19 protein-coding genes, 1 tRNA gene and 1 rRNA gene are annotated in these 25,960 nt (G+C 60.0%); 3 read left to right on the top strand and 18 right to left on the bottom strand.

Annotated elements, in window-relative coordinates:
* Positions 1-361 precede the first annotated feature (361 nt).
* The 10 genes from ABHR63_RS04615 to recJ all read right to left on the bottom strand — a co-directional run bounded on the left by ABHR63_RS04615 (position 362) and on the right by recJ (position 13,344).
* Positions 362-1,869 (bottom strand): 16S ribosomal RNA (locus tag ABHR63_RS04615).
* Positions 1,870-2,402: 533 nt separating this feature from the next.
* A complete protein-coding gene (gene rplT / locus ABHR63_RS04610) occupies positions 2,403-2,762 on the bottom strand; it encodes a 50S ribosomal protein L20 (protein WP_006234421.1) in 360 nt (119 codons plus the stop codon).
* A 46-nt stretch (positions 2,763-2,808) separates the two neighbouring features.
* The gene (rpmI, locus tag ABHR63_RS04605) at positions 2,809-3,000 is read right to left on the bottom strand and encodes a 50S ribosomal protein L35 (RefSeq protein ID WP_006234422.1); all 192 of its coding nucleotides are present in this window, start codon (positions 2,998-3,000) and stop codon (positions 2,809-2,811) included.
* 32 nt (positions 3,001-3,032) lie between these two features.
* Complete coding sequence (infC, locus tag ABHR63_RS04600; RefSeq protein ID WP_006234423.1) at positions 3,033-3,602, bottom strand: translation initiation factor IF-3; 570 nt, start codon at positions 3,600-3,602, stop codon at positions 3,033-3,035.
* Positions 3,603-4,036: 434 nt separating this feature from the next.
* Positions 4,037-4,123: transfer RNA gene (locus tag ABHR63_RS04595), tRNA-Leu, on the bottom strand.
* Positions 4,124-4,162: 39 nt separating this feature from the next.
* On the bottom strand, positions 4,163-5,596 hold the full coding sequence (locus tag ABHR63_RS04590; RefSeq protein WP_346965397.1) for a transglutaminase-like domain-containing protein: 1,434 nt from the start codon (positions 5,594-5,596) through the stop codon (positions 4,163-4,165).
* Between the two features lie 251 nt (positions 5,597-5,847).
* Positions 5,848-6,714, bottom strand: coding sequence for a class II fructose-1,6-bisphosphate aldolase (fba, locus tag ABHR63_RS04585; RefSeq protein WP_006234429.1), 867 nt, complete (start codon positions 6,712-6,714; stop codon positions 5,848-5,850).
* A gap of 194 nt (positions 6,715-6,908) precedes the next feature.
* Positions 6,909-7,592 carry an MBL fold metallo-hydrolase gene (locus tag ABHR63_RS04580; protein WP_117758818.1) on the bottom strand — a complete coding sequence of 228 codons (684 nt, stop codon included), beginning with the start codon at positions 7,590-7,592 and terminating at the stop codon, positions 6,909-6,911.
* A gap of 88 nt (positions 7,593-7,680) precedes the next feature.
* The gene (locus ABHR63_RS04575; protein WP_138111993.1) at positions 7,681-10,041 is read right to left on the bottom strand and encodes a RelA/SpoT family protein; all 2,361 of its coding nucleotides are present in this window, start codon (positions 10,039-10,041) and stop codon (positions 7,681-7,683) included.
* Between the two features lie 15 nt (positions 10,042-10,056).
* Complete coding sequence (gene recJ / locus ABHR63_RS04570; RefSeq protein WP_346965396.1) at positions 10,057-13,344, bottom strand: single-stranded-DNA-specific exonuclease RecJ; 3,288 nt, start codon at positions 13,342-13,344, stop codon at positions 10,057-10,059.
* A 274-nt stretch (positions 13,345-13,618) separates the two neighbouring features.
* On the opposite strand from recJ, the gene ABHR63_RS04565 reads away from it, so the two are divergent.
* Entirely contained in the window at positions 13,619-14,617 is a 999-nt protein-coding gene (locus tag ABHR63_RS04565) for a bile acid:sodium symporter family protein (RefSeq protein WP_138111987.1), read from the top strand.
* A gap of 30 nt (positions 14,618-14,647) precedes the next feature.
* Here the strand turns inward: ABHR63_RS04565 and ABHR63_RS04560 are convergent, their stop codons facing one another.
* From ABHR63_RS04560 to ABHR63_RS04530, 7 genes are all read right to left on the bottom strand, one after another.
* Complete coding sequence (locus ABHR63_RS04560) at positions 14,648-15,445, bottom strand: DUF4931 domain-containing protein (protein WP_346965395.1); 798 nt, start codon at positions 15,443-15,445, stop codon at positions 14,648-14,650.
* 3 nt (positions 15,446-15,448) lie between these two features.
* A complete protein-coding gene (locus ABHR63_RS04555; RefSeq protein ID WP_346965394.1) occupies positions 15,449-16,126 on the bottom strand; it encodes a copper homeostasis protein CutC in 678 nt (225 codons plus the stop codon).
* A gap of 175 nt (positions 16,127-16,301) precedes the next feature.
* Positions 16,302-17,015, bottom strand: coding sequence for an ABC transporter ATP-binding protein (locus ABHR63_RS04550; RefSeq protein ID WP_205217226.1), 714 nt, complete (start codon positions 17,013-17,015; stop codon positions 16,302-16,304).
* Positions 17,016-17,876 (bottom strand): ABC transporter ATP-binding protein, encoded by an 861-nt coding sequence (locus ABHR63_RS04545; RefSeq protein WP_346965330.1) that lies wholly within the window; start codon positions 17,874-17,876, stop codon positions 17,016-17,018.
* Positions 17,866-18,945 (bottom strand): branched-chain amino acid ABC transporter permease, encoded by a 1,080-nt coding sequence (locus tag ABHR63_RS04540; RefSeq protein ID WP_196022378.1) that lies wholly within the window; start codon positions 18,943-18,945, stop codon positions 17,866-17,868. Before ABHR63_RS04540 ends, ABHR63_RS04545 begins: the two co-directional genes overlap by 11 nt.
* A 9-nt stretch (positions 18,946-18,954) precedes the next feature.
* Positions 18,955-19,836 (bottom strand): branched-chain amino acid ABC transporter permease, encoded by an 882-nt coding sequence (locus ABHR63_RS04535; protein ID WP_099432746.1) that lies wholly within the window; start codon positions 19,834-19,836, stop codon positions 18,955-18,957.
* Between the two features lie 139 nt (positions 19,837-19,975).
* The gene (locus tag ABHR63_RS04530; RefSeq protein ID WP_006234442.1) at positions 19,976-21,163 is read right to left on the bottom strand and encodes an ABC transporter substrate-binding protein; all 1,188 of its coding nucleotides are present in this window, start codon (positions 21,161-21,163) and stop codon (positions 19,976-19,978) included.
* 581 nt (positions 21,164-21,744) lie between these two features.
* On the opposite strand from ABHR63_RS04530, the gene ABHR63_RS04525 reads away from it, so the two are divergent.
* Positions 21,745-23,088 carry a homoserine dehydrogenase gene (locus ABHR63_RS04525; RefSeq protein WP_346965331.1) on the top strand — a complete coding sequence of 448 codons (1,344 nt, stop codon included), beginning with the start codon at positions 21,745-21,747 and terminating at the stop codon, positions 23,086-23,088.
* 214 nt (positions 23,089-23,302) lie between these two features.
* Complete coding sequence (locus ABHR63_RS04520; RefSeq protein WP_171021559.1) at positions 23,303-24,052, top strand: SDR family NAD(P)-dependent oxidoreductase; 750 nt, start codon at positions 23,303-23,305, stop codon at positions 24,050-24,052.
* A gap of 284 nt (positions 24,053-24,336) precedes the next feature.
* Here ABHR63_RS04520 and ABHR63_RS04515 read toward each other — a convergent pair whose 3' ends face one another.
* A complete protein-coding gene (locus tag ABHR63_RS04515) occupies positions 24,337-25,899 on the bottom strand; it encodes a cation:proton antiporter domain-containing protein (RefSeq protein ID WP_346965332.1) in 1,563 nt (520 codons plus the stop codon).
* Positions 25,900-25,960: the final 61 nt, after the last annotated feature.

The following is a 25,960-nucleotide window of genomic DNA, read 5'->3' as shown; positions in this document are numbered from 1 at the left end:
ATCTAATTAATCGATATCATGAATAGCGCTCGTATGTCGCAATTCGGGTATCTCATACCGCGGCACAGTGTATGTACTGTGCTCGCGATCAGATGCTCCTCACTCATATATAAGTGAATTCTTCTTGTTTGGATCGGATGAATGATTGCTATCATTCTTACGTTTAATCGCAGAAAAGAATCGAGTCTGGAAGAAATTGATCTTCCATCTCTCTCCTATCGCTATGCGGCTCTCAAGGTACGCGGGTGCGACCCCGGGGACCGGGTGCTGCGGGGAATCATCCGTGGCGGGACATCTACCGGACGGGCTCCTGCCCTCTATTCGAGTTAAAGTTTGTCTCTCTAAGAATTAATCTCCCTAGAAAGGAGGTGATCCAGCCGCACCTTCCGGTACGGCTACCTTGTTACGACTTCACCCCCCTCACCCTCCACACCTTCGGCGCCTCCCCCCTCGAAAGGTTGGGCCGGCGACTTCGGGTGCAGACGACTCGGGTGGTGTGACGGGCGGTGTGTACAAGGCCCGGGAACGCATTCACCGCGGCATGCTGATCCGCGATTACTAGCAACTCCGACTTCATGGGGGCGGGTTGCAGCCCCCAATCCGAACTGGGGCCGGCTTTCCGGGATCCGCTCCCCCTCGCGGGGTGGCATCCCTCTGTACCGGCCATTGTAGCACGTGTGCAGCCCAGGGCATAAGGGGCATGATGACTTGACGTCGTCCCCGCCCTCCTCCGCCTTGACGGCGGCGGTCCCGCGTGGGTTCCCGGCATCACCCGATGGCAACACGCGGCGGGGGTTGCGCTCGTTGCGGGACTTAACCCAACATCTCACGACACGAGCTGACGACAGCCATGCACCACCTGTATGGGCTCCTCTCGGCCACGGGGTCTCCCCCGCTTCACCCATATGTCAAGCCCTGGTAAGGTTCTTCGCGTTGCTTCGAATTAAGCCACATGCTCCGCTGCTTGTGCGGGCCCCCGTCAATTCCTTTGAGTTTTAGCCTTGCGGCCGTACTCCCCAGGCGGGACGCTTAATGCGTTGGCTGCGGCACGGGGGGATCGTCCCCCCACACCTAGCGTCCATCGTTTACGGCTGGGACTACCAGGGTATCTAATCCTGTTCGCTCCCCCAGCTTTCGCGCCTCAGCGTCGGTCTCGGCCCAGAGGGCCGCCTTCGCCACCGGTGTTCCACCCGATATCTGCGCATTCCACCGCTACACCGGGTGTTCCACCCTCCCCTACCGGACCCAAGCCGCGGAGGTTCCGGGGGCTTCGGGGGGTTGAGCCCCCCGCTTCGACCCCCGGCCTGCCGGGCCGCCTACGCGCGCTTTACGCCCAATGAATCCGGATAACGCTCGCCCCCTACGTATTACCGCGGCTGCTGGCACGTAGTTAGCCGGGGCTTCTTCTGCAGGTACAGTCTTGACTCTTCCCTGCTGAAAGCGGTTTACGACCCGAAGGCCTCCGTCCCGCACGCGGCGTCGCTGCGTCAGGGTTCCCCCCATTGCGCAAGATTCCCCACTGCTGCCTCCCGTAGGAGTCTGGGCCGTGTCTCAGTCCCAATCTGGCCGGTCGGTCTCTCAACCCGGCTACCCGTTGTCGGCACGGTGGGCCGTCACCCCGCCGTCTACCTGATGGGCCGCGGAGCCATCCCCTCCCGTCGGGGCTTTAGCCGGGGTGCCATGCGGCACCCCGGGGTATCCGGTATTACCCGTCCTTTCGGGCGGCTATCCCGGGGGAGGGGGCAGGTTCTCCACGTGTTACTCAGCCGTTCGCCACTCGCTTCCCTCCGGAGAGGGGTGCCGTTCGACTTGCATGTGTTAGGCGCGCCGCCAGCGTTCATCCTGAGCCAGGATCGAACTCTCCGTCCAAAATATATGGGCTTCGAGCCCGTCCGGTCCTCTCAGTTCATCGCTGATCGGTTCCGTTCGATTCATATGGTTTTAGTATAGGAAAAGGAATTTCTCGGGGCCGCCTCTCGGCGGCCTTGCGAAAAACAAATCCAAGTTAGACCATTTCAAATGGTTCGATGTCTGCCCGGATGCGACACTCAATGTGTCCATCCTCGCAGTATCCGGTTCTCAAGGTGCACGCCCCGCGGCTCATCCGGTCCGACCGGGCCGCGCGGCAAGGAGATATATTGCCAGACCGCGAAGCTCTGTGGGACGTCAATTCCGCTCTTCACAAGTCCTACACAACATATTGCTTTCTATAGGTAATAGAAAGACTGGTGCGGATCTTCCGCACGTATCAGATGATGACCCTTTGGTTCAGGAATATATAGAGATCGGTCACCTGTAAGTGTTTATCTACCCGCGCTTTTAGCAATGTAAACCGCGCTTCAGATAAAAAGAGGGAGCGCCGCGCACAACGCGACACTCCCCTAGCGATTCAAGAGAATCTATTAGGCCTCGAGAGCCTTCTTGGCGATGGTAGCCAGCTCGTTGAAGGACTCGATGTCCTCGTAAGCCATCTGAGCCAGGACCTTGCGGTCGAGCTCGATGCCGGCAACCTTCAGGCCGTGCATGAACTGAGAGTAAGAGATGTCGTTCAGGCGAGCAGCAGCGTTGATACGAGTGATCCAAAGAGAACGGATCTCGCGCTTCTTGTTGCGGCGATCACGATACTGATACTGCAGGGAGTGCTGGACCTGCTCTTTAGCATGCTTGTAAGTACGCGAAGCGGCACCGTAGTAACCCTTCGCACGGTGCATAACGGTACGGCGCTTCTTCTTGGCGGCAACAGCGCGCTTAATACGTGCCATGTTCTATCAACTCCTAGACGGTAAAACGAAAAACGGGAACGCGAACTTAGGCGAGACGCGACTTGATGACCTTGCGGTCGGCAGCGGCAATCTCGGTCTCCTGACGGAAGCCACGCTTACGCTTGGTGGACTTCTTGCTCAGGATGTGGCTCTTGAAAGCCTTGGCGCGCATAAGCTTGCCGGTACCAGTCTTGCGGAAACGCTTCTTGGTGCCGCTGTGGGACTTCATCTTAGGCATGAAATACTCCTTAATCGGTTACAGAACACTAGTTACTTAGTATCGCTTGCCGCTTTATCCTCATCGAAGGCGCCCTTAATCGGGGCGAGCAGCATAAGCATGTTACGGCCTTCCATCTTAGGCTTGGACTCGACCGTAGCGTAAGGCTTGAGATCCTCGGCGAGACGCTCGAGAACGTTAAGGCCCTGCTCCGGGTGAGCCATCTCACGGCCGCGGAACATGATGGTGATCTTAACGCGTGCGCCCTTCTTGAGGAAACGCAGAACGTGGCCCTTCTTGGTCTCGTAGTCGCCAACGTCGATCTTGGGTCGGAACTTCATTTCCTTGACCTCGACCTTGGACTGGTTCTTACGAGCAGCCTTGGCCTTCATGGCCTGCTGGTACTTGAACTTACCGTAGTCCATGACCTTGCAGACCGGCGGCTCCGCGTTGGGAGCGATCTCGACCAGGTCGAGACCCTGATCGTCGGCGACACGCTGGGCATCGCGGATGGCGAACAGGCCGAGCTGAGAGCCATCGACGCCAATCAAACGGCACGAAGATGCAGTAATCTCGTCGTTGATGCGGGTGTCATCAGACTTAGCTATTTTCCCTACCTCCATTCATAAAAAAATAACCTGGCGCTTCTCAGCAACCAGGTCGTACACATAGAGTTCCTCGATTTGAGGAAGGGAATCTAAGTTGTATGACCAGTCAGCTGCTCATTGGCGCCAAAAGGTGGGAACCCTCGGGTTCCTCTTTAGGGCATTGCGGGAACAACGCCTTGCGAATAATAACACGTACAGCGCGTTATCACATTACGTACACGAAAAAGGGGGCCGCAACCCCCTTGTACGCTCACTTGCATGTATGGTGCCCGAGGCGAGACTCGAAGGGCCTTCGCTTCGCGAAGCCCCGGGCTTCGGGCGCGCGGCGCCCTCGCCACGCTCCGCTACAAACAGGCCACAGGCCTGTTTGCTTAACGCTTCGCGCGCTCACGCGAGTTCGGCACGAAAAAGGGGGCCGCAACCCCCCCTCGAACGCTCACTTGCATGTATGGTGCCCGAGGCGAGACTCGAACTCGCACGTTGTTGCCAACGGTGGATTTTGAGTCCACTGCGTCTGCCAATTCCGCCACTCGGGCACGTAATGCGTGAGTTAGTTTATCACAGCTTTCTACCGATTAGTCCGAAAATGGAACTTCGAGCATTTCGACGAGTTCGACCGTGCGTAGCATCTCGCGCTGACGGCATCCGCGACCGTCGACCGAAGCCTCACCCATCTGGTTATCGTAAGGGTCCTCGCGCATGCCGTCGAAAGAGGGCTCAAACTCTGCCTGGAATCGATTGTTGGCCACCATACGCCATGGGTCGAGATTGCCAAAGTAGTGACGGCGGCGCCACTCCTCCCCCATCCTGCGAGCAGAAGATCCAAATGACACGTCGGCGTTGAGCCAACCGGTCTGCGGCGTATAGAACTCTGCCCAGTCGTGCGACCCCACCGAATCGGGCGCAACGTAGAGGCCGCTCTGCCAACGGGCAGGCACGCCCGCGATACGGCACATGGTGATAAACGTGAGCGCCATAACGCCGCAATCGCCGCGGAGCGAATGCGCGCAGTCATCGGCAATAGATCCCAAAAGCAAGTACGGCGGCTGATAGCGATAGTCGATATACTGCGTCAGGTAATCATAGATAGCACGGGCGCGATCGAGCGGATCCTCGAGTCCGCCAACAACGCTGGCCGTCAGCTGCTGCAGATACGGCGTAAATGCAATGTGCGGACGGTCCTCGGAAATATCCTCGGGCAGAGGCGCGTCCATACGCGGATGAACCGGAAGTGTGCCACCGTAGACATCACAATAAGCAGCATCGATGTGATAACGATAAGTCACCGAGAATGAGCGCTCACTCGAAGAAGACCACGAGGCGGTACGCGCCGAAGCGTTCGCGGGAGCAACAGCACCCTCCGGCGTCATGTCGAGAATCTCGACCTGAGACTGTTGGCGGCAGGTGGCGGCTACGGGAAGCCAAGCGCGAACGGTCTCCCCCTCTAGAGCGCCGGGGACAGACAAGGACGCCTTAAGCGTAATAACGCGAGTCAATCCGTTTTGTGACTCCATCTCCTTGAGCATCTCGTTGCGCAGTGCAATTCCGTCCGTAGGATCGGGACGCATGCCGGGGACCTCTTTGGGATATACGCGAAGCGAATCGAGGAAGTTGTCGAGAACGAACAGCTCGCCATCGATAAAGCGCCAGTCAATACGCTTACGATTGATCAGGTCGTCAAGCTGCTCTTCGGTAAACTCTGGCCACTCCTCGCGAATCATCGCAATAGCCTGATCGCGCGACACCGAAAAATGAAGCGGCGTCTCGAGCATGCGATACCGCTCGGCACGAACACAAGCAGCCAGCGAAGGCTCAGGGTTCTGCTCCAGAAGGCGATCGCAAGCAGCAACAGCCTGCGTCAAATACCCGGCATCCTTGAGACGAAGAATCTCAGGCGGCAGTCCAATATCGAGATGACGAAAGTCATCACAGCAAACATCAACAGAGCAACCAACAGGACCCTCGCCAATAACCTTCCCATCCGAAGGCAGCACATCAATAACAGCCATACCAAAACTCCAAGTCACTAGAACGCTTGAAGCCCATTGTAGCGAGATAAAAAGAAAGCCCCAACAAGGGAGCCATCAACGCCGCCGAACGGTAGTCAATAAATAAATTCAGCCCAGTAACCCTGCGGCGTTAAACAAAGGAAGCCCCATCCCCCGGAACTGTTTCCTTGGCGCGACTTCTGGCGAAGCCAGGTGAGCGCAAAGGAAACAGTGTAGGGGGACGGGGCTTCCGGCGGGAAGTTTAGCGACGCTTACGCCTTGTTGACGGAGCCAAACTCCTCCATGAGCTCCTTGGTGCGGGCAACGATGTTGTCGCGACCAGGCTTGAGGAGCTTGCGGGGGTCAAAGCCCTTGCCCTGCTGATCCTTGCCAGCCTCGATATACTCGCGAACGCCCTTGGCGAAGACGAGCTGCAGATCGGTGTTGACGTTGATCTTGGAGATACCCAGGGAGATGGCCTTCTTGATCTGATCCTCGGGGATGCCGGTACCACCGTGCAGAACGAGGGGCAGGTCGCCGGTCTGAGCCTTGATCTCGCCCAGACGCTCGAAGGAAAGGCCAGCCCAGTCGGCGGGATACACGCCGTGGATGTTGCCGATACCGCAGGCGAGGAAGTCGACGCCCAGGTCAGCAATCTGCTTGCACTCAGCGGGGTCAGCGAGCTCGCCGTTGGAGGTCACGCCGTCCTCGGTGCCGCCGATGCCGCCGACCTCGGCCTCGATGGACATGCCCTTGGAGTGGGCAAGCTCAACGAGTTCCTTGGTGCGGTCGAGGTTAAGCTGGAAGGTCTCCTCGTGAGAGCCGTCATACATGATGGACGTGAAGCCGGCCTCGATGCACTTGAAGCAGTCCTCGTAAGAACCGTGATCGAGGTGAAGGGCGACGGGGACGGTAACGCCCGTGGCCTCGACGGCAGCCTTGACCATGTCGGCGCAGACCTTGAAACCGCCCATCCACTTAGCGGCACCAGCGGTGCACTGAAGGATCAGCGGAGACTTGGCCTCCTCGGCGGCCTGGAGAATAGCCAGGGTCCACTCGAGGTTGTTGGTGTTGAAGGCACCGAGAGCGTACTTGCCGGCCTCGGCCTTCTTGAGCATGTCTGCTGCGTTGACGAGCATAAAAGAAACCTCCTGTAAGGTTGCTCCGATAACGCCTGAGATTTTACCACGACATACCCGAGCATAAACGTTCGTTTGTTCACGAATACCATCCGATTGGACAAATTTTGACCGTTTGCCCCACAGAATCGACCCACTGGGGAAAATAGCTTGACGATTGAGCGGTCTTCGTGATTCGAAAGACGGCTTCGAGCCTACATCTGCATAAACGGATTCTGCATAAGTTCGCGCGCCATCGTGGTCGAATCGCCATGGCCCGTCAAGCAAACGGTATCGGGCGGAAGCGTCTTGGCAAGTTTGGAGAGCGAGCGCATAATCGCCGCCTCGTCACCGCCGGAAAGATCGGTACGACCGTGGCTGCCCGGGAAAAGCGTGTCGCCCACAAAGGCGATGTTCCCCTGCTCGGTCGCGGCGAACAGGACGATGCCGCCCGGCGTATGCCCCGGCGTCTCGATCACCTGCAGGCAGATATCGCCCAATTCAATCGTATCGCCCTCGGCAAGCAGCCGCGTCGGCTCGCCCGGATCGGGCGTCTCAATACCCCACATGGCGCGCTGCTCCTCGATATTTGCGCGAGGCACCGTCACGTCCTTAGCGCACAACTCATATAGTGCGCTGTCGCCAACGACAGCTCGAACCCCGGCGACCCCGCCAACATGGTCGGCATGACCGTGCGTGCAGACAGAGCCGAGTACGCGAACTTCGGGATGCGCGGTGCGGATATGCTCCACAAGACGCTCGCCCTCCCACGCCGGATCGACGATTAAGCACTCGTCATTCGAAATCACGGCGTAACTGTTGGTCTGAATCGGGCCGTTGACGAGTGCCTCAATCGAAGCTGCACCTCGGGGTGTCAGGTCCAAAGTCATATCGCCCATGCGCATACCCTCCTTCTAAAATACGTTCGAGGCACCAAACGATGCCTCGAACGTAACCGATATCTATGATGCTGAGAGGCTCTCGCACCTACACACGGCGCTTGAGCTGAGCTCCGCCTTCGCCGGGCATAAGACGGCGAGCGTCGTAGACCGAATCGACACTGCTGATGGAAGCCAGCAGCGGATCCAGACCGCTCGCGTCCGAGATCTCGACCATAAAGCGCAGGGTTGCAATACCCTCGCGGTTGGTCGACGTGGCGGCAGAAAGGATATTGCCGCCCGCATCGCCAATGGCAATGGTGACATCCTTGAGCAGGCCCATGCGGTCCAGGCACTCGACCACGATCTCGACCTGGAAGAGGGTGTCGGCAGCGCCGTCCCACTCCACATCGATCATGCGCTCGGGATGTTCCATAAGACCCTTGACGTTGGGGCAGTTGGCGCGATGCACCGAAACGCCACGGCCGCGCGTGATGAAGCCGACGATGTCATCGCCCGTCACCGGATTGCAGCAATGCGCCAGACGGACCAGCAGACCGCTGTTGCTCTCGCCCTTGACGATAATGCCGTTGCTGGCGCTCTTGCCGCGCTTTTGCGGCTTGCGGTTGGAGCCGCGGGCAGGCTGCTTGACGATCTCGGCAATGGCTTCGGTCTTGGTGAGCTGCTCCTCGGGCTTGGGGTCCAAGATTTGCTCGACCTTGTTACCCACAGCGCGCGGGGCAACCTTGCCGGCGCCGACGGCGGCAAACAGGTCCTCGAGCTGCTTGTAGTTAAACTGCTCCGCCACGGCGTTGAGCGCACGCGTGGATCGCGGCGTAGAGATGCCATACCCGCGCTTGCGCAGGTCCTTGGCCAGTATATCGCGGCCGGCAGCAGCGTCATCGTCTTTGGTCGCGGCGGCGAAGTAACGGCGGATCTTTGACTTGGCGGAAGGTGTCTTAACGATCTTGAGCCAATCACGCGACGGCTTGGAACTCTTGTTGGTCAGGATCTCGACACGGTCACCCGTCTTAATCTCGTGCGTGAGCGGAGCCACCGCACCGTTGATTTTGGCGCCGACGCAATGGTTTCCCACCTCGGTGTGAACGGCGTAGGCAAAGTCGAGCGGTGTAGAGCCGGCACGAAGCGCCATGACCTCGCCCTTGGGTGTAAAGACAAAGATCTCCTGGTCGAACAGATCGACCTTCAGCGAGTGCAGGTATTCCTTGGCGTCCGTAATCTCGTCAGACGCTGCCCAATCGAGCGAATGTTTGAGCCAGTTAATCTGGTCGTCCAGACGCTGGGCATCATTGGTCTTAGACGCAGACGATCCGCCCGACTTCTTATAGAGCCAGTGGGCGGCAATGCCGTACTCGGCCTGCTCATGCATCTCGTAGGTTCGAATCTGAATCTCGAGCGGGCGGGCCGTGGGGCCGATAACCGTCGTATGGAGCGACTGGTAGTTGTTGACCTTGGGCATGGCGATATAGTCTTTGAAGCGACCGGGCATGGGGTGCCACAGCGTATGCACCGCGCCGAGCGTGGAGTAGCAATCGCGCACCGAATGCGTGATGACACGCAGTGCCACCAGGTCGTAGATCTCGGAGAATTCCTTGCCCTTGCGCTTCATCTTTTGGTAGATGGACCAATAGTGCTTGGAACGGCCATTGATCTGGAAGCCCTCCAGGCCAATGCGGTTGAGCTCGTCGGTGAGCGTCTTGATAGTCTCAGCCAGATAGCGCTCGCGAACCTCGCGCGACTCAGCCACCATGCGCGCAATGCGCTGGTAGGCATCGGGCTCCAGGTAGAAGAAGGACAGGTCCTCGAGCTCCCACTTAATAGAGCTCATGCCCAGACGGTCGGCCAGGGGCGCATACACGTCCATGGTCTCGCGAGCCTTAAACAGGCGACGGTCCTCGCGAAGGGCCGCCAGCGTACGCATGTTATGCAGGCGGTCGGCAAGCTTAACGATAATGACGCGGATGTCCTTGGACATGGCGAGGAACATCTTGCGCAGCGTGAGGGCCTGCTTCTCGTCCATGCTGTCGACTTCGATGTTGGTGAGCTTGGTCACGCCATCGACGAGCTCGGCTACCGTATCGCCAAACAGGCCGGACACATCGGCAAGCGAGGTCTCGGTATCCTCGACGGTATCGTGCAGCAGCGCGGCGCACACCACATCGCAGTCCATCTTGAGATCGGCCAAAATGATGGCCACCTCGACGGGATGGTTAATGTACATCTCGCCCGAGCGGCGCTTTTGGTTGCAGTGCTTCTCGGCGGCAAAGCAATAGGCCTGCTCCACCTTAGAGAAGTCCTCCTCATTCATATATTTGAGGCACAGGCGCTCCAGCTTGTCGTAGCTGTCCGCCATAATCTCGGGCGGCAGCTCATCGGCATGCTTATAGTGCTCCATCTCCGAAAACGGCTGGAGGGTGGAATCATGGGCGGTACGGGCTGCGGCATCCATCGAGGTCCCCTTCCCCTAGGCCCGCGGTACGATCGGGCGGTTAACTTTGGCTAGCATATCAGAAGCGCACGAATCGAGTGCCCAGCTCCGGAAAGCCGAGAACTCCATGCGCGAGCGCAAGCCCTCCAAATAGCGAATTGACCTGCTCAATTGCACACGGCCGGGGTTTTCGGCCATCGCGATGCGACGGGTGTCGTCAAACCCCGAAACGCGACAGAAACCAAGCTCTTCGAAGATTCCCAGGCCGCTTTCCACCGAGCGCTCGTCGACCGGCGTGCGGGCATCGATGGCAAGGCACATCTGCGCGATGTCGATATCGCTCGCGCTAAACGAGTCGTCTCCGGTCTTGCCGCGGTTGGAGCGCCACATAGTCTGCAGCGCTCGATAGAGCGTGACGAGTTCATCGCGCTCGGGCGCGTAGCAGTCGAGCAGGCGCTCGTTAATGCGAGCGTCACGCGACGAATAGAGCAAGTGAATCACGGCAGGTTGGCCGTCGCGACCGGCGCGTCCGCTCATCTGGTTAAATTCAATGCTGCCAAACGGCATGTGGTAGAGCACGACATGGCGAATATCGGGCAGGTTGACGCCCTCACCAAAGGCAGAGGTCGAAACGATGCAGCTGAGGCTTCCGTCACGAAACGCTTCCTCAACACGGCGACGATCGGAGCGCGCAAGCCCCGCGTTATAGAACGCGATGCGGGTCGCGCAATCGGGCACCCGCTTGCGCAGTGTCTTGGCAAGCGCCACGGACTGATCACGCGAGTTGACGTAGATGACGGTCTTCTCCCCCGTAGCCACGATTGACACCAGGCGGTTCTCGCGGCTCGCAAGATCTCGGTCATCCTCGAGCTGCAAGTTCTCGCGCACCGTCTCGTCGACCACCGTGCGAGTGATCGGCAACATGCGGGCAAGCTCGGCCACGACCGGAGCCGTCGCGGTGGCCGTCGCAGCCATAACGACCGGGTCGCCCAGGGCTTTGAGGATATCGGGCATGTCAAGATAGGCGCTGCGGTCGCCGCCCTTGGCAAGGCCGGCGTGGTGCGCCTCATCGATAACGACAAAGCCGATGCGGCCCGAACGCGCGAAGCGGTCACGGTGGATAGACAGGAACTCGGGCGTCGTGAGCACGATACCGGTGCGGCCCGAAGCTAGGCCGGCGAACACGTCATCGCGTGCGGCCTCCACGGTTTCGCCGGTCAGCACGCCAACGCCAATGCCGAGCGCGGCCATCGTCGACGAGAGGTGATAGGCCTGGTCGGCAACAAGCGCACGCAGCGGATAGACAAAGATGCTCGCACGTCCGCGAAGCACCGCCTCACGCGCGGCATGCACATGGAAGATGAGCGACTTGCCGCGGCCCGTTCCCATAACCGCCAAAACGCTCTGGTGATCGGCCAAGGCGTCGAGCGCCTCAACCTGCGCGCGGTGCGGCTGGTTCGATCCGATAAAGCTATGGATAAGCGAGCGCGTGAGCTCGGTATAGGAAAGCTGGGCGAGCGTCTCGCGCTTGCGCGACTCCAGGCGCAGATCGGAGTCTGCCGGCTGCACGCCACGACGAAGCTCGCATGCCGGATCGTCGACGCTGGGCAGCGTGGTATCGCGGACCAGAACATCCTTGACCATGAGCTTGGACTTCACACGACCCTGCCAATGCTCGGCAACGGCCTCGAACACCAAGTCGACAGCGCTATCGCAGTTGATGAGCTTATCGATTTGCGGCACGCGGAACATAATAGCCGGCACACTCGCGGCGCCATCGGTCGCCACAAAGCGCATGTGCTCGCCGGTCTTACCCACCACGGCGCGATCACACATCGTCACGCCCTCGGCAGCCAGCAGCGGCACCTTATTACCCTGGCCAAACGGCTCAAGGCGGGAAATCTGCTCGATGGTCTCGATATTCAATTCGGAAAGGTCGACCGTGGCGGCAACCTCGTCGATGTCTTCAAAGTCCTCGGCGGGAATCTCCGATAGCACGGCGGAAAGGCGACGACGGAATTCATCGAGCTTGGATGCCTCGATGGTCACACCCACCGCACCGGCATGTCCGCCGCGACGAATCAGCAGGTCGGAACAGCGCTCGACGGCGTCAAACAGGTTAACTTTGCCCACCGAGCGACCAGAGCCGCGCGCGATACCGTCCTCGATCGAGAACAGCAGCGCCGGCACGTGATAGCGGTTGGTCAGACGGCTTGCCACGATGCCCTTGACACCCTCGTGCCAGCCTTCGCCGCCCACGACGATCGCGCGTCCGCCGTCATAGGTCTCCTCGACCTTTGCCATGGCATCGCGCGTGAGCTCCGCCTCGATCTCACGGCGCTGGCGGTTGATTTCTTCGAGCTCAGCCGCCAGCGCGCTTGCTTCGATGGGATTGCGGGCAAGCAGCAGGTCGAGCGCCAGCTTGGGATCGGCCATGCGACCGGCAGCGTTTAAGCGGGGAATGAGCGAGAATGACAGGCCGTCGGCCGTAATGGTAGAAAGATCGGCCTTGGCAAGTGCGGCAAGCGCGATATAGCCGGGACGGGCCGTCACGCGCATCTGCTGGATGCCCTCGGCGACCAGTGCGCGATTCTCGGGCGTGAGCGGCATCATGTCGGATACGGTGCCCAGCGCCGCGACCTCTATCAGCGAACGCCAATACGACGGCTTGCCCAAACGCTCGCCCAGGACCTGCACCAGTTTGAGTGCCACGCCGGCACCGGCAAGCTCGCGCGAGGGACCCTCGTCCTCGAGCTTGGGGTCGGTCAGGGGCACGCCCTGCGGCACCTGGTCGGAAGGCTCGTGATGGTCCGTGACCACCAAATCGATCCCCAGGCTCTCCAGATAGGAGACCTCTTCCTTGGCAGCAATACCGTTATCGACGGTCACAATCAGGTTGGGTTGGGCGAGCTCGTTGACGCGGTCGAGCGCCGCACGCGACAGGCCGTACCCCTCGTCAAAGCGGTGCGGGATAAACGGTGTGACATTGGCGCCAAACATCCGCAGCGCCTCGGTCAACAGACAAGTCGACGTTATGCCGTCGACGTCAAAATCGCCAAAGACGGCGATGCGCTCGTGACTGCGAACAGCGCGCTCAACGCGGTCGGCGACGACCGCCATGCCCGGAATAACGAGCGGGTCCGCCCAGTCGCGATCGAGCGAAGGCGTCAAAAACAGTTGGCCTTCCTCGATGGATGTAATGCCGTGCGCAACCATAATGCGCGCCACCAGCCCGGGTATGCCCAGGCCAGCCGAAAGCTCCTTTTCGAGCTCGGGGTTTTGCCGAGCGACCGCCCAGCGATGCGTCGTCTTAAGCGATGACATAGGCGCCCACCCCCGATAGGGGCAGGTCGCCGCGATACCTCTCACGGTTCATAGCGATGAGTCCTCTGTGTATGCCCGCTTCGGCAGGCAGATCTGTTGAACGGATTTATTATACCGTGCGGCACGGACGCAAAACGCCGCGGTGCGCCGCGGTTTCGGCAAACGATGGCGGTAATGGCCTCGAAATAATCGAGCGTTTCAGCCGCACGGACGCATACGAGCGTCTAGCATATCCATACAAACGAGTTCGCGGATAAAGGGAGTCACGGGACATATGAAGCAATGGGCTGGACTGGGAAAGTTCCTCGCGGGGCATATGCAGATCATCGTTCCGATTTGCGTGGCGCTCGGAGTGCTCTTTCCCCAGCAGATCGGCGTGCTCAAGCCCATTGTTCCCGCCCTCTTCGCCTTTATGACGTTTCAGGGCGCGCTCAGCAACACTTTTCACCAGGTAGCCGAGGTGTTCCACCGTCCGCTGCACCTGATTCTGGCGCTGCTGGTCTCGGCAGTGCTTATTCCCATCGCGGCGTATGCCATAGGGTCACTCTTCTTTGGCTCCAACCCCAACCTTGTCTGCGGCATCGTGCTCGAGTACAGCGTGCCCGTGGCCGTCACCGCTTTTATGTGGATCAGCATGTTCGGCGGCAACGGCCCGCTCGCGCTCACCATCATCCTGACGTCCTCGGTTATCTCCCCTGTGACGATTCCGCTTACGCTTAAGCTCTTGCTGGGTGCCACCGTCTCGATCGATGTGCCGAGCATGATGCAAGACATGGCCTTTATGATCGCCATCCCCGCCGTGCTCGGCATCGTGATCAACGAGCTCACGCGTGGATGGGGACACGAGAAGCTCTCCCCCGCGCTCTCGCCCGCTTGCAAATTCATGATGATGGGCGTTATCGCCTCCAACTCCACCGCCATGAGCGAGTACGTGCTGCACATGAACGCGGTGCGCCTGGAAGTCGCCCTCTTTATTTTGACCTTCGCCATCAGCGGCTTTGTCATCGGTTTTCTGGTCGCCCGTGCGCTGCATCTGCCATATAGCGAGACGGCTACCATGTGCTTTACCTGCGGCATGCGTAACATCTCTTCGGGCGCCGTCATCGCCACGCAATACTTTCCGGGCGAAGTCGTATTCCCCGTCATGTGCGGCACGCTGTTTCAGCAGGTACTCGCCTCGCTTATCGGGCATCTCTTTGAGCGTCTAACCGGCGAGGAGCGCGCCGCCCAGCGCAAGCGGGTCGAGGCCGGCCGCGACGCCATGGCACGCTAGACTGTCCGCATTACGCGGGTGTTAGTCTTGCTATACGAGCGTTTCCAGATGCGCACGCAGGCGCTCAGCATCGATATCGAGCGTTGTCTCAGCATTGACCTGGGCCAAACGATAGCCGACAAAGTAGGGCGAAACCACCCAACGCGGCAGCGCCTTGGCAATGGTCCGACCGCCCAGGTGATAGAAGAACAGGTTATACGACTCTGCGCGACCACCGTGGTGCTCGTTCAGGATATAGCGCAGAGCTACCTGGATTGCATCGGCGAAGAGATCCGCCTCGGCTTGATCTCTCGTGTCATCGCTGGCGGCGATTCCCTGCGGGGCTGAAACGTTGATCTCAAAGAACCCCATGATGGGTTCGGTTGAGATGTTGGCCGAGATCCTCCCCTGTTGCCAGACATTGATACCTTCGAAATTGGCGGAAGCCAGCGAAGCATAGCCGTCTTCCTGCTCCAAACCCACAATCTGTATGTGCGGATGAACGAGGCTACCGCCCGAGAGCGGACCCTTGTTCTTGTACATGAGCACGCTTCGATACTGCTGTGAATCGATCATCTGCTGCCAGCAACCCAGGGCAAACCGCATCACATGGTGGAGTTCATCCGGCTCATAGGTCACCAGGTCGGCATCGTGATCGGCCGACTCGATCAGCACGGTTTGACAGGTGGCGCGCAGGGTCTTGAACTTATTCTCGAGCCAAATGCAATCGCCATCACGGCGAATGATGTCGGTGAGCCCTTCTGTATCGCAAAAGGGGCACGCGGTGCCGGGACGACGGTTGTCGTCGGGCTTACCGTTCGCCTGCTGAACGTTAAATACCAGCGTCACGGGTTATACCTCCAGCGGCACAATCTTGGTGCCATGGAGCTCGGAGACGCCCAGTGCCGCCGCCACGGTATCGCGGTTGACCGTGGAAATGCCGCCGCCGGGAAGGATGGTCAAGCGGTCGCCCGCATACTCGATCAAGCGGGCCAGGTTTTCGAAGTTGTCCTCGATCGGCGTACCGGCAGCGCCACCATGCGTCAGGATGCGTGTGATGCCGCAGTCGGCGAGTATGTCAATCGCGTCGAGCTGAGCCTCGGGCGAGAGCTGATCAAACGCCATGTGGAAGGTGATGTCGATGGGCTCACGCTTGCATTCCTCGGTCGCGCAGCCCGCGGCCATCACGAGAGCGCCCAACGTAAGCTCGTCGAGTGCCCATCCGCCAGCGCAGGGCTTGCAGCAGCCAAAGACCAAGCCGTCAACGCCGGCGCTCACGGCAAGGCCCAGGTCCATCTCCATCATACGCAACTCGTCCTGGTTGTAGTGAAAGTCGCCGCCACGCGAGCGAATCATGCACATCACCCGCGCATCGTGCTCGTGTGCATAGTTGGTCGTAGCGCTGATAACGCCGGCCGAAGGCGTGGTGCCACCAACGGCAAGGTTGTCGCACAGCTCGATACGCCTTGCACCGGCATCGATAGCCGCCGGCACCCGCTCAAAGTTCTCGGCACAAAACTCGTACAGCATAGATAGACCCCCAAAGACAGCAGATGTTTTCCGACGGGCATTGTCACACATCCCCATGAAGTTGCGGTGGAATAGGGACTCATTTGGCCTCTGGAGCCCGTATTCAGTCCCTATTTCACCGCAACTTAAAAGGGGGCGCTGACCGGGTTGGTCAGCGCCCCCTTTGTTGAATGGATTAACCGCCCAGATAGGCCTTGCGGACGTTGTCGTCGTGCAGGAGCTCTTGGCCGGTACCGGTCATGGTGATCTTGCCGGTCTCGAGCACGTAGCCGCGCGTGGCGATGGAAAGCGCCATCTGCGCGTTTTGCTCAACCAGAAGCACCGTGGTGCCGGCCTTGTGCAGGTCCTCGACAATCTGGAAGATCTGTTCGATCAGAATCGGTGCCAGACCCATGGAAGGTTCGTCGAGCATAAGCAGTTTGGGGTTACTCATAAGGGCGCGCCCCATAACGAGCATCTGCTGCTCGCCGCCTGAAAGGGTGCCGGCGACCTGGCGACGACGTTCCTTCAGGCGCGGGAACTGCTCGTAGACGCGCTCCAGGCCCGGAGCAATTGTGGACTTGGGCTGTGTATAGGCGCCCATCTCCAGGTTCTCCTCGACCGTCATCTGCAAAAAGGCGCGACGACCCTCGGGAACCTGAGCCAGGCCCTTACCAACCAGCTTATCAGCGGGCGTATGGGTAATGTCCTCGCCCATAAACTTGATGGAGCCGGTCTTGGAGCGCAGCAGGCCCGAGACGGTCTTGAGCGTTGTGGACTTGCCGGCACCGTTGGCACCAATCAAGGCCACGATCTCGCCCTCGTTAACGTTAAAGGAGATGTCCTTGATGGCGTGGATGGCGCCGTACCAGACGTTGATGTTGTAGACGGAAAGCATCGGCTCTGCCATTTAGTTCTCCCCCTTATCCTGCTTACCCAGATACGCCTCGATAACGGCGTCGTTGTTCTGGATTTCCTCCGCCGTACCCTTGGCGATAACCTTGCCAAAGTTAAGCACGCAGATGCCCTCGCAAATGTTCATGACGAGCGACATATCATGCTCGATAAGCATGATGGCGATGCCGAAGGTGTCGCGAATCTTGACGATGTTCGCCATGAGCTCTGCGGTCTCGGACGGGTTCATGCCGGCGGCAGGCTCGTCGAGCAGCAGCAGTTTGGGGTTGGTGGCAAGCGCGCGGACGATCTCCAGACGACGCTGAGCGCCGTAAGGCAGCGATCCGGCCTGCTCGTTTGCCAGATGCTCCATATCAAAGATGGACAGCAGCTCCATGGCGCGCTCGTGAGCAGCCTTCTCGTGCTTCCAATACGTCGGCAGGCGCAGCACGCCCTCAAAGCCGGAGTAACGCTCCTGGTTATGCAGGCCGACCTTAACGTTATCCTCCACCGTCATGGTGTTGAACAGGCGAATGTTCTGGAAGGTACGGGCAATACCCATGCGGTTGACCTGGTAGACCGACTTGCCCGAGGTGTCCTCGCCGTCGAGCAGGATGGTGCCGTGCGTGGGCTGGTACACCTTGGTGAGCAGGTTGAAGACCGTGGTCTTACCGGCCCCGTTGGGGCCGATGAGACCGGCGATCTCGGTCTTGCCGATGGTCAGGCTAAAGTCGTCGACTGCCTTAAGGCCGCCGAATTCAATGCCCAGGTGGATGCACTCGAGTGCCGGGCGCTCGCCCAGATCGCGGTCGGGAACGATGGCGCCAGAAGGATACGGGACCATCTTGCCCTTCTTGAACTCAAATTTACTGGGCATCGGCTGCCACCTCCTTCTTGGAAGCAAAGCGGTCCTTGACGCGACCGAAGAACGCCTTGAGCTGCGGGTTGTTGGTAAAAATCATGACCAGGATCAGCACGATGGCGTAGATGAGCATGCGGTAGTCCGAGAACTGACGGAGCAGCTCGGGAAGCACCGTGAGCAGCGCCGCCGCGATGACGGAGCCGCGCATATTGCCCAGACCGCCCAGGACCACGAACACCAGGATGAGAATGGACGTGTTGAAGTCGAACTTGGTGGCGGAGAGCTGCGAGAAGTTACCGCCGAAGAGAGCTCCGGCAGCACCGGCGAGGGCAGCGGAAACCACGAAGGCGATCATGCGGTACTCGGTGACGGAGATGCCTACGGACTCGGCTGCAATCTTGTTATCGCGCACGGCCATAATGGCACGGCCGGTACGGCTGCGAACCAGGTTGAGCACAATCACGAGTGCGACCATGACCAGGATGGCACCGGCGAGGAAGGTCGAGTACGTCGACACGCCCGAGGCGCCCTGGGCGCCCTTGATGATGGCGGTGCCGTCCTCGAGCAGGTGCAGGTCGTCGATCGTAGAGTTGCCCGTGATGTTAAAGATCACGTGCAGGCCGCGCGAGTCGACACCCACGATAAGGCAAGTGACGATCTCTTTGATGATCTCGCCAAAAGCCAGGGTCACGATGGCCAGATAGTCGCCGCTCAGGCGCAGGACCGGGATACCGATCAAGAAGCCCAAGACGGCAGCGGCGATAGCACCGACCACGATGCTGATGACAAGGCGCACCGGATCGGAGGGAACGGCGCTCTCCAGCGCGACGGCGGTAACGATTCCCGTATAGGCGCCGACGCTCATAAAGCCCGCATGGCCCAGCGACAGGTCGCCCGCGATGCCGACGACGAGGTTGAGGGAAATGGCCATGACAATATAGGCCGTAATGGGAACCAACTGACCGGCGATCATGCGCGGGATCATATGGTTGGACTGCATAAAGAACACGATGGCGAAGGCCACGATGCACATTGCGTACGTGACAAAATCGTGACGCGTCTGCTTGTCTTTAAGAAACTTCATACCGCTCACCTACACCTTCTCGGGGACGTACTTGCCCAAGAGGCCGGCAGGCTTGACGAGCAGGACGATGATCAGAACACCAAAGACGATGGAGTTGGCAAGACTCGTGGAAATGTAGGCCTGCGCCATCGCCTCGATGATGCCGATGAGAATGCCACCGACAAAGGCGCCGGGGATGGAGCCGATGCCACCGAAGACGGCGGCGTCGAAGGCCTTGATGCCAGGCATGGCACCCGTCGTAGGCTGCAGCACCGGCGAGTAGGAGCACAGGAGCACGCCGGCGATGGCGGCAAGGGCAGAGCCGATGGCAAACGTCATCGAGATGGTGCGGTTGACGTTGATGCCCATGAGCTGAGCGGCAGCCTTGTCCTCGGACACGGCGCGCATAGCTTTGCCCATCTTGGTCTTGCCTGTAAAGAACATCAGGCCGGCCATGATAACCAGGCAGGCGACGATGGTGACGAGCGAGACGGCGCTTACGTTGAACTTGGCCAAGAACTCCGGCACCTGGAAGGTGACGAGCGAAGTGAAGTTCTTGGGCGTGGCGCCCCACAGAAGCTGCGCGGCGTTCTGCAGGAAGTAAGACACGCCGATAGCCGTGATCAGAACGGCCAGCGGGCCTGCCTGGCGCAGTGGCTTGTATGCCAGACCCTCGATGAGAACACCGAGAACGGTACAGACCACACAAGAGAGAACTACAGATGCCCAGCCCGGGAGGCCGAGATACGACGTGGCGCAGAACGAGACATAGGCACCGACCATGATAACGTCGCCGTGAGCGAAGTTCAGCATCTTGGCGATACCGTAGACCATGGTGTAGCCCAACGCGATGATGGCGTAGACGCTGCCCATGGACAGGCCGTTGACCAGGTATTGGATAAAGACCGTCATGTTCCACATCCCCCTTTCGAATAGGTTTCCAGTTAATGTATGAAACAGGGACGTTACATCGTCCCTAGATACCAAGCAAGCAGGGAAGGCCAAAACCTCCCCTGCTTGGGATCAAAACCGCTCTATGTAAGGCGGCCTATTAGGCCTGTACGTACTTGCCGTCGGTGATGACGTACGCCGTGGGCTCCTTCTGGACCTGGCCCTTATCGTTCCAGGTGAGCTTGCCGGTCAGACCGTCAACGGTAATCTTGAGCATAGCCTTGGACAGCTTCTCGGCGACCTCGGTCGGGTCGGCGTCGACACCAAGACCGGCCTCCTTGACGGCCTCGGCCACCGCGTGCACGCCGTCGTAGGCGTCGGCGGCAAACTGGTCGGGGGTATCGCCGTACTTATCCTTATAGGCATTGACGAAGTCGGCGTTCTTCTCGTCATCGGCGGAGAACGGGGTCATGAGCAGCAGACCCTCGGCCAGAGAGGTGTCGAAGCCCTCAACGCCCAGGATGCCGTCCATGCCGTCGCAGCCCATCATCTTGACGTCGTAGCCCATGTCCTTGGCGTTCTTGAGCAAAACGGACGCCGGCGTGTAGTAGATCGGCGCAAAGATCATGGTGGCGCCGGCCTGCTTGGCCTTGGTCAGCTGGTTGGTAAAGCTCGTGGCGGAGTCGTCCTTAAAGGTCTCCTCGTCGACAATCTCGAGCTTGGACTCAGCGGCCTGGGCCTTAAAGGAATCTGCGATGCCCGAAGAATAGGCGTCGCCGGAGTTATAGAACAGCACGAACTTCTCGTCCGCATACTTCTGCGCCAGGAACTTGGCAGCGTTGACACCCTGGTTGGGGTCGGTGAAGCAAACCTGGAAGACGCAATCCTTGCCGTCGGTGACGTCCTCGGAGGACGCGGACGGGGTGATCATGAACGTCTTAGGGTCGTTACCACACTCTGCGGCAACGGCAACCGACGCACCCGTGGTGGTCGGACCGACGAGGGCCTGCATGCCCCAGTCGAGCAGGGTGTTGAAGGCGTTGACGGCCTTCTCGCCATCGGCCTGGTCATCCTCGGCCTTGCTGGCAAGCGGCAGCTCCTTGGTCGAGAAATCCTTGCAGCCGAGCTCGACACCCTGGGTAACGGACTTGCCGTAGGACGCGTTGGCGCCGGTCAGCGGGCCGATGGTGCCGATCTTAAACGAAGCGTCGCTCGAAGCGGAACCGCTGTCGCCGCCGTTGGAGGAGCAGCCAGCTAGAATGGACATCGCCCCCAGACCTGCTGCGCTCGCGATAACGCTCCTGCGATTCATAACAGGGTTCAATGACTTACCGGTGAGGCTCGACATGCGGCTCTCCTCTCAAATCTCGTCGGGTTTCGGTTGCCCGACAGGCCATCCTTCGCCGTGTTCGGCGTTCGCAAAATAGTAGACGCTTTAGTTGAGAAAAGTGGCGATTATTTCAACTTTTCTTTTGCTTTGTCCATTTATCCATATTTATGCGTATTTCTATCGGTTTATGCAGTTTAGCCACTTTATTATGTGAAAGTAATGTTTCTGTTCTGTTACAAGCGTCCTTGCCCTGCATAAAACGGCCCCACCGGTCTCGTTATATGCACTTAGGCGGCGATGTACTTGCCGTCCAGGATCACATAAGCCGTAGCGGGCTTTTCGACCTGGCCCTCGTCATTCCACGCCGACGAGCGCCTGCATGCCCCAGTCGCACAGGGCAAACCTTATGGCGCAAACGTTGACAGTTTGTTACGGAAGCTCGTTTGTAGCGAGCGTGTTTCCAATGTTTCCGCAGCGTTTCGGGGGTGCCGTTTTGTGCGACTCCTGTTGCCTGGCGAGCACGCGCCCTCGGTTCACGCTAGAATGCACTCAACCTTTAAGCGGTTAATCCATCCATGAGATGCACGAAGGAGCTATCTATGAGCGAATCCCTGCGCACCGTGAACGTCGGTCTGATCGGCCTGGGAACCGTCGGCGGCGGCGTGGCCCGCCTGATCAAGAGCCACCACGATGAGTACCTGGCCGCCTACGGCATCGACCTTAAGCTGACCCGCGCCTGTGCGCTTGCCTGGGAGCAGGCCGAGGCAGCCGGTATTGAGCGCGAGGCCTTTACGAGCGACTGGCACGATGTCGTCACCGACCCCGCCGTCGACATCGTCGTCGAGCTGATCGGCGGCGAACACCCCGCAACCGAGATCTTCACCACCGCCTTCGAGAACGGCAAGCATGTCGTCTCCGCCAACAAGGCCCTGCTGGGCCGCCATGTCGAGACGCTCGCCGAGAAAGCGCGTGAGTGCGGCGTGCAGATTAAGTGCGAGGCCAGCTGCGGTGGCGGTATCCCCATCGTGAGCACGCTCGAGCACGACCTGGTGGGCAACAAGATTCTGACCATCGCCGGCATTCTCAACGGTACCACCAACTATATCCTGTCGCGCATGGACGCCGAGGGCACCGATTACGCCGACGTACTTGCCGACGCGCAGGCCAAGGGCTATGCCGAGGCCGACCCGTCCGCCGACGTCGACGGCTTCGACGCCGCCAGCAAGACGGCAATCCTCGCCTCCATCGGCTTTGGCACCCGTGTGACCACCGACGACGTATACCAGCAGGGCATCCGTACCATCGGCGCCGAGGACATCGCCCAGGCACGCGAACTCGGCTACACCATTAAGCTGCTCGGCATCGCCCGCAACACCGACGCCGGCGTCGACGTCCGCGTGCATCCCACGCTGATCCCCGCCGACCACATGCTCGCCAAGGTCAACGGCGCCATGAACGCCGTCTACGTGGTGGGTGACGCCGTGGGCGAAACCATGTTCTACGGTGCCGGCGCAGGCTCCTTCCCCACCGCAAGCGCCGTCGTGGGCGATATCCTGTCGCTCTCCGAGCAGATCAGCCGCGGCGTGGCTCCGCTTCCCGAGATTGAGCCCTATGGTCACAACCTCGCCTTTAAGCCCATGGACGAACTCCAGACCAAGTACTATGTGCGTCTGAAGGTCGCCGACCGCGTGGGCGCCCTGTCCGAGACGGTCGACATCTTTGCCAAGCACAACATCTCGATCTCGCTCATCAACCAGGTCGAGGACGGCAAGTCGGGCGTCAGCGATGCCTGCTCGGTCATCTTCCTGACGCACCGCGCACTCGAGAAGGACGTCCAGGCTGCCGCCGCCGAGCTTGCCAGTGTCGACTGCGTGGCCGAGGTCGCCAACGTCCTGCGTATCGAGGACGTCGAGGCCTGGACCGAAGGTGTTATGGCCAACTAATCCAACGCTTGCCTAGCAATACACGCTTTGAGGGCTCCCGTCCGATGTGGGACGGGAGCCCTTTTGTCTCCTGCCCCAAGCACAACGGCAGAGTACATTTGCGCGAACCGCTCATCGGTAACGCGGGCTACCGTTCACCGATATGCAGACGCGACCGATTCCGGCTACCGCTACGCTGTGCTGCGAATGTCCGCCCGCGATGAGAGGAAGCACCATGTTGCTCGAGGGCAAGAAAGCAATCATCACCGGAGGCACGCGCGGTATCGGCTATGCCATCGCCTGTCGCTTTATCGAGGAGGGCGCCGCCGTCACGGTCTTTGGCTCGCGTCAGGAGACTGCCGACGCCGCCGTTGAAAAGCTGGCCGCAGCCTATCCCGAGGCCAAGGTCTGGGGCCGCACCTGCGACCTCACCTCGCTCGAGGCCGTAACCGAGGCCTTTACCGAGGCAGCCGCCGACATGGGTGGCCTGGACACGGTCGTTAACAACGCCGGCATCTCCCAGCGCTCGCCGCTTCTGGAGTACACGGCCGAAGAGTTCGCCAAGGTCATGGACCTCAACGTCGTCGCCGTCTTTAACGGCCACCAAGCCGCTGCCAAGATTATGGCCGAGGCAGGCCACGGCGGCACCATCACCACCACGAGCTCGATGGTCGCCAAGTACGGTCAGCCCTCCGGCGTTGGCTATCCCACGTCCAAGTTCGCCGTCAACGGTATGGTCCAGTCGCTCTCGCGCGAGCTCGCCCCCATGGGCATTCGCGTCAACGCTGTCGCTCCCGGCGTGACCAAGACCGATATGGTCGCCAACCTTCCCGAAGAGGTCATCAAGCCCATCATCGCCACCATTCCGCTCGGCCGCATGGGCGAGCCCGAGGACGTCGCCAACGCCTTCGTTTTCCTAGCGAGCGACATGTCCTCCTATGTCACGGGCGCCGTGCTCCCCGTCGACGGAGCCGCCCGCTCCTAAAGGTCGAAAGTTTCGGCTTCGAACCTCAACAGAGCTCAACGCAAAAGGCGCGCTGTCTGCATCAACCGCAGGCAGCGCGCCTTCTTCTATTTGAAGTGGAAGCCGTGTCCCAGAATTCCGGCTCAGACCGAGACGCAGCTTCCCTCAGGACCATGTTTCGGAAAGTGTGCCCCGTTTTGAACGCCGATTCTGGGACGCGCTTTCCGCAACGAGCCTCTCGCGGAAACTGCGCCCCGTTTCGGGTCTTTAAAGTGGGACGCGCCTTCCCCTGGGGAAGCATCTCGTTATTTACCGTCGTCGTCCCGGGCTTCATCGCGCGCATAGAGCTCCAGCATGCGGCGGCGGTATTCGCGCACGGCGAGCTTGGCGCGCTCCAGGCGACGGCGTTCGAGCGGGGTGAGCTTGCCGGGGTCGATCTCGTCGCCGTAAGTCTTATCGGCAAGCAGGTGCGCCGCGTCCACGATGCGGGCATCGATGTGGTCGCTCGCTGCCTCGGCGGAAAAACGCTCGGCAATCGTATCGAGCGTAGGCAGGCCCTCGAATACGCGACCATGGCCATGCGAAGTCAGCAGCTCATGCTCGCGCGCGAGCAAGCTCGCTAGGTCGTGATGGGCGCGCAGGATGTCGAGCGCATCGGATGGATGCTCGGCAACCTCTGCCACGGCGGCGACCGGCGCAGCATCCACCACGCGGTAGAAGAGCTGTGCGAGCAGCGGCATCAAGAACACTGTGATGGCACCGGCGGCAACCATGACCGACGCAATATCTTGCGACAGCGCGCCCGCGTTGACGGCAACACTCGTCACGGCAACGATGATCGGCAGGGCCGTGGTGCAGTACAGGGCCACGGTAATACGACCATACGCCGACACATCGCGCGTCGCAGGACAAATGCTCATAGAGATGAGAATGGGCACGGCGCGAATGATCAGCAACGCCACGATAAAGCCTGCGAGCAGCCCGGGGCGCGACGCCACGGCCGTCAGGTCGATCTTTGCGCCCGATACGGTAAAGAATACCGGAATCAAAAAGCCGTAGGCCAGGCCATCGAGCTTGGTCTCGAGCGTATGGTTGCCCTCGGGGATGATATAGCGCAGGACAAAGCCGGCGGCAAAAGAACCCAACACGATGTCGAGATCAAAGACAGCCGAGAACGCCACGAGTGTGACCAGGATGAGCACCGTCAGGCGCACGAAGGTCTGCGACGTGGTATCGGCGCGTTCCTCGACAAACGCAAAGAAGCGGCTGCCGACGCGCTTGGAGCGGCTTGGGACCACGGCCAGCAACACGCAAACCACCGCAAACAAGCCAAGGATTACGAGCGTTTGGATGCCAGTGCGGGCAGACAGCAGCACCGACATGGCGAGCACAGGGCCGAGCTCGCCCCAGGTGCCATACGCGAGAATCGAGTCGCCCACACGCGTGCCAGTGAGCGAGCGCTCACGCATGATGGGCACGAGCGTGCCGAGCGCCGTCGAAGTGAGGGCAAGCGTCACGGCGATACCGTCGAAATGACTGACTGAGAACCACGGGGTAAAGCGCACGGCAAGCCAGGCGATACCAAACGTGACGACCCACGTCGCCAAGCCGTAGCGCCCCTCGACGCCCGTGATGCTCTTGGGGTCGATCTCAAAGCCGGCAAGCAGGAACAAAAAGGCCAGGCCGAGCTCGGACACGAGCGAGACCTCGGCATCTACATGGATAATGTCGAGCATATGGGGTCCCAGCACCGCGCCAAACACGAGCAAAAAGACCGTCTCGGGAACGGGTTTCCCGGGAATCGCCGAGGCGATAAAAGGACTCGCAAAGGCCACGAGTGCGATGATGGCGAGCGAAACGAATGCCATGTGATGCCTTTCTCTTGTTTGCGCTTCACTGTAGCACCCTCGCCGTCCTCAACGCGCCGCG

It is taken from the genome of Collinsella aerofaciens (assembly GCF_039752775.1).
Classification (GTDB): domain Bacteria; phylum Actinomycetota; class Coriobacteriia; order Coriobacteriales; family Coriobacteriaceae; genus Collinsella; species Collinsella aerofaciens_R.
Note: the sequence above shows the minus strand (reverse complement) of the source record. Positions and strands in the feature narration are given on the sequence as shown.

Coding starts and splice junctions, on each gene's coding strand:
- rpmI (WP_006234422.1), bottom strand. CDS start 3,000: ATGCCTAAGATGAAGTCCCACAGCGGCACCAAGAAGCGTTTCCGCAAG.
- ABHR63_RS04530 (WP_006234442.1), bottom strand. CDS start 21,163: ATGTCGAGCCTCACCGGTAAGTCATTGAACCCTGTTATGAATCGCAGG.
- fba (WP_006234429.1), bottom strand. CDS start 6,714: ATGCTCGTCAACGCAGCAGACATGCTCAAGAAGGCCGAGGCCGGCAAG.
- ABHR63_RS04580 (WP_117758818.1), bottom strand. CDS start 7,592: ATGGGCGATATGACTTTGGACCTGACACCCCGAGGTGCAGCTTCGATT.
- ABHR63_RS04540 (WP_196022378.1), bottom strand. CDS start 18,945: ATGAAGTTTCTTAAAGACAAGCAGACGCGTCACGATTTTGTCACGTAC.
- ABHR63_RS04545 (WP_346965330.1), bottom strand. CDS start 17,876: ATGCCCAGTAAATTTGAGTTCAAGAAGGGCAAGATGGTCCCGTATCCT.
- ABHR63_RS04555 (WP_346965394.1), bottom strand. CDS start 16,126: ATGCTGTACGAGTTTTGTGCCGAGAACTTTGAGCGGGTGCCGGCGGCT.
- ABHR63_RS04520 (WP_171021559.1), top strand. CDS start 23,303: ATGTTGCTCGAGGGCAAGAAAGCAATCATCACCGGAGGCACGCGCGGT.
- ABHR63_RS04565 (WP_138111987.1), top strand. CDS start 13,619: ATGAAGCAATGGGCTGGACTGGGAAAGTTCCTCGCGGGGCATATGCAG.
- ABHR63_RS04575 (WP_138111993.1), bottom strand. CDS start 10,041: ATGGATGCCGCAGCCCGTACCGCCCATGATTCCACCCTCCAGCCGTTT.
- ABHR63_RS04515 (WP_346965332.1), bottom strand. CDS start 25,899: ATGGCATTCGTTTCGCTCGCCATCATCGCACTCGTGGCCTTTGCGAGT.
- ABHR63_RS04590 (WP_346965397.1), bottom strand. CDS start 5,596: ATGGCTGTTATTGATGTGCTGCCTTCGGATGGGAAGGTTATTGGCGAG.
- ABHR63_RS04535 (WP_099432746.1), bottom strand. CDS start 19,836: ATGACGGTCTTTATCCAATACCTGGTCAACGGCCTGTCCATGGGCAGC.
- ABHR63_RS04550 (WP_205217226.1), bottom strand. CDS start 17,015: ATGGCAGAGCCGATGCTTTCCGTCTACAACATCAACGTCTGGTACGGC.
- rplT (WP_006234421.1), bottom strand. CDS start 2,762: ATGGCACGTATTAAGCGCGCTGTTGCCGCCAAGAAGAAGCGCCGTACC.
- infC (WP_006234423.1), bottom strand. CDS start 3,602: ATGGAGGTAGGGAAAATAGCTAAGTCTGATGACACCCGCATCAACGAC.
- ABHR63_RS04525 (WP_346965331.1), top strand. CDS start 21,745: ATGAGCGAATCCCTGCGCACCGTGAACGTCGGTCTGATCGGCCTGGGA.
- recJ (WP_346965396.1), bottom strand. CDS start 13,344: ATGTCATCGCTTAAGACGACGCATCGCTGGGCGGTCGCTCGGCAAAAC.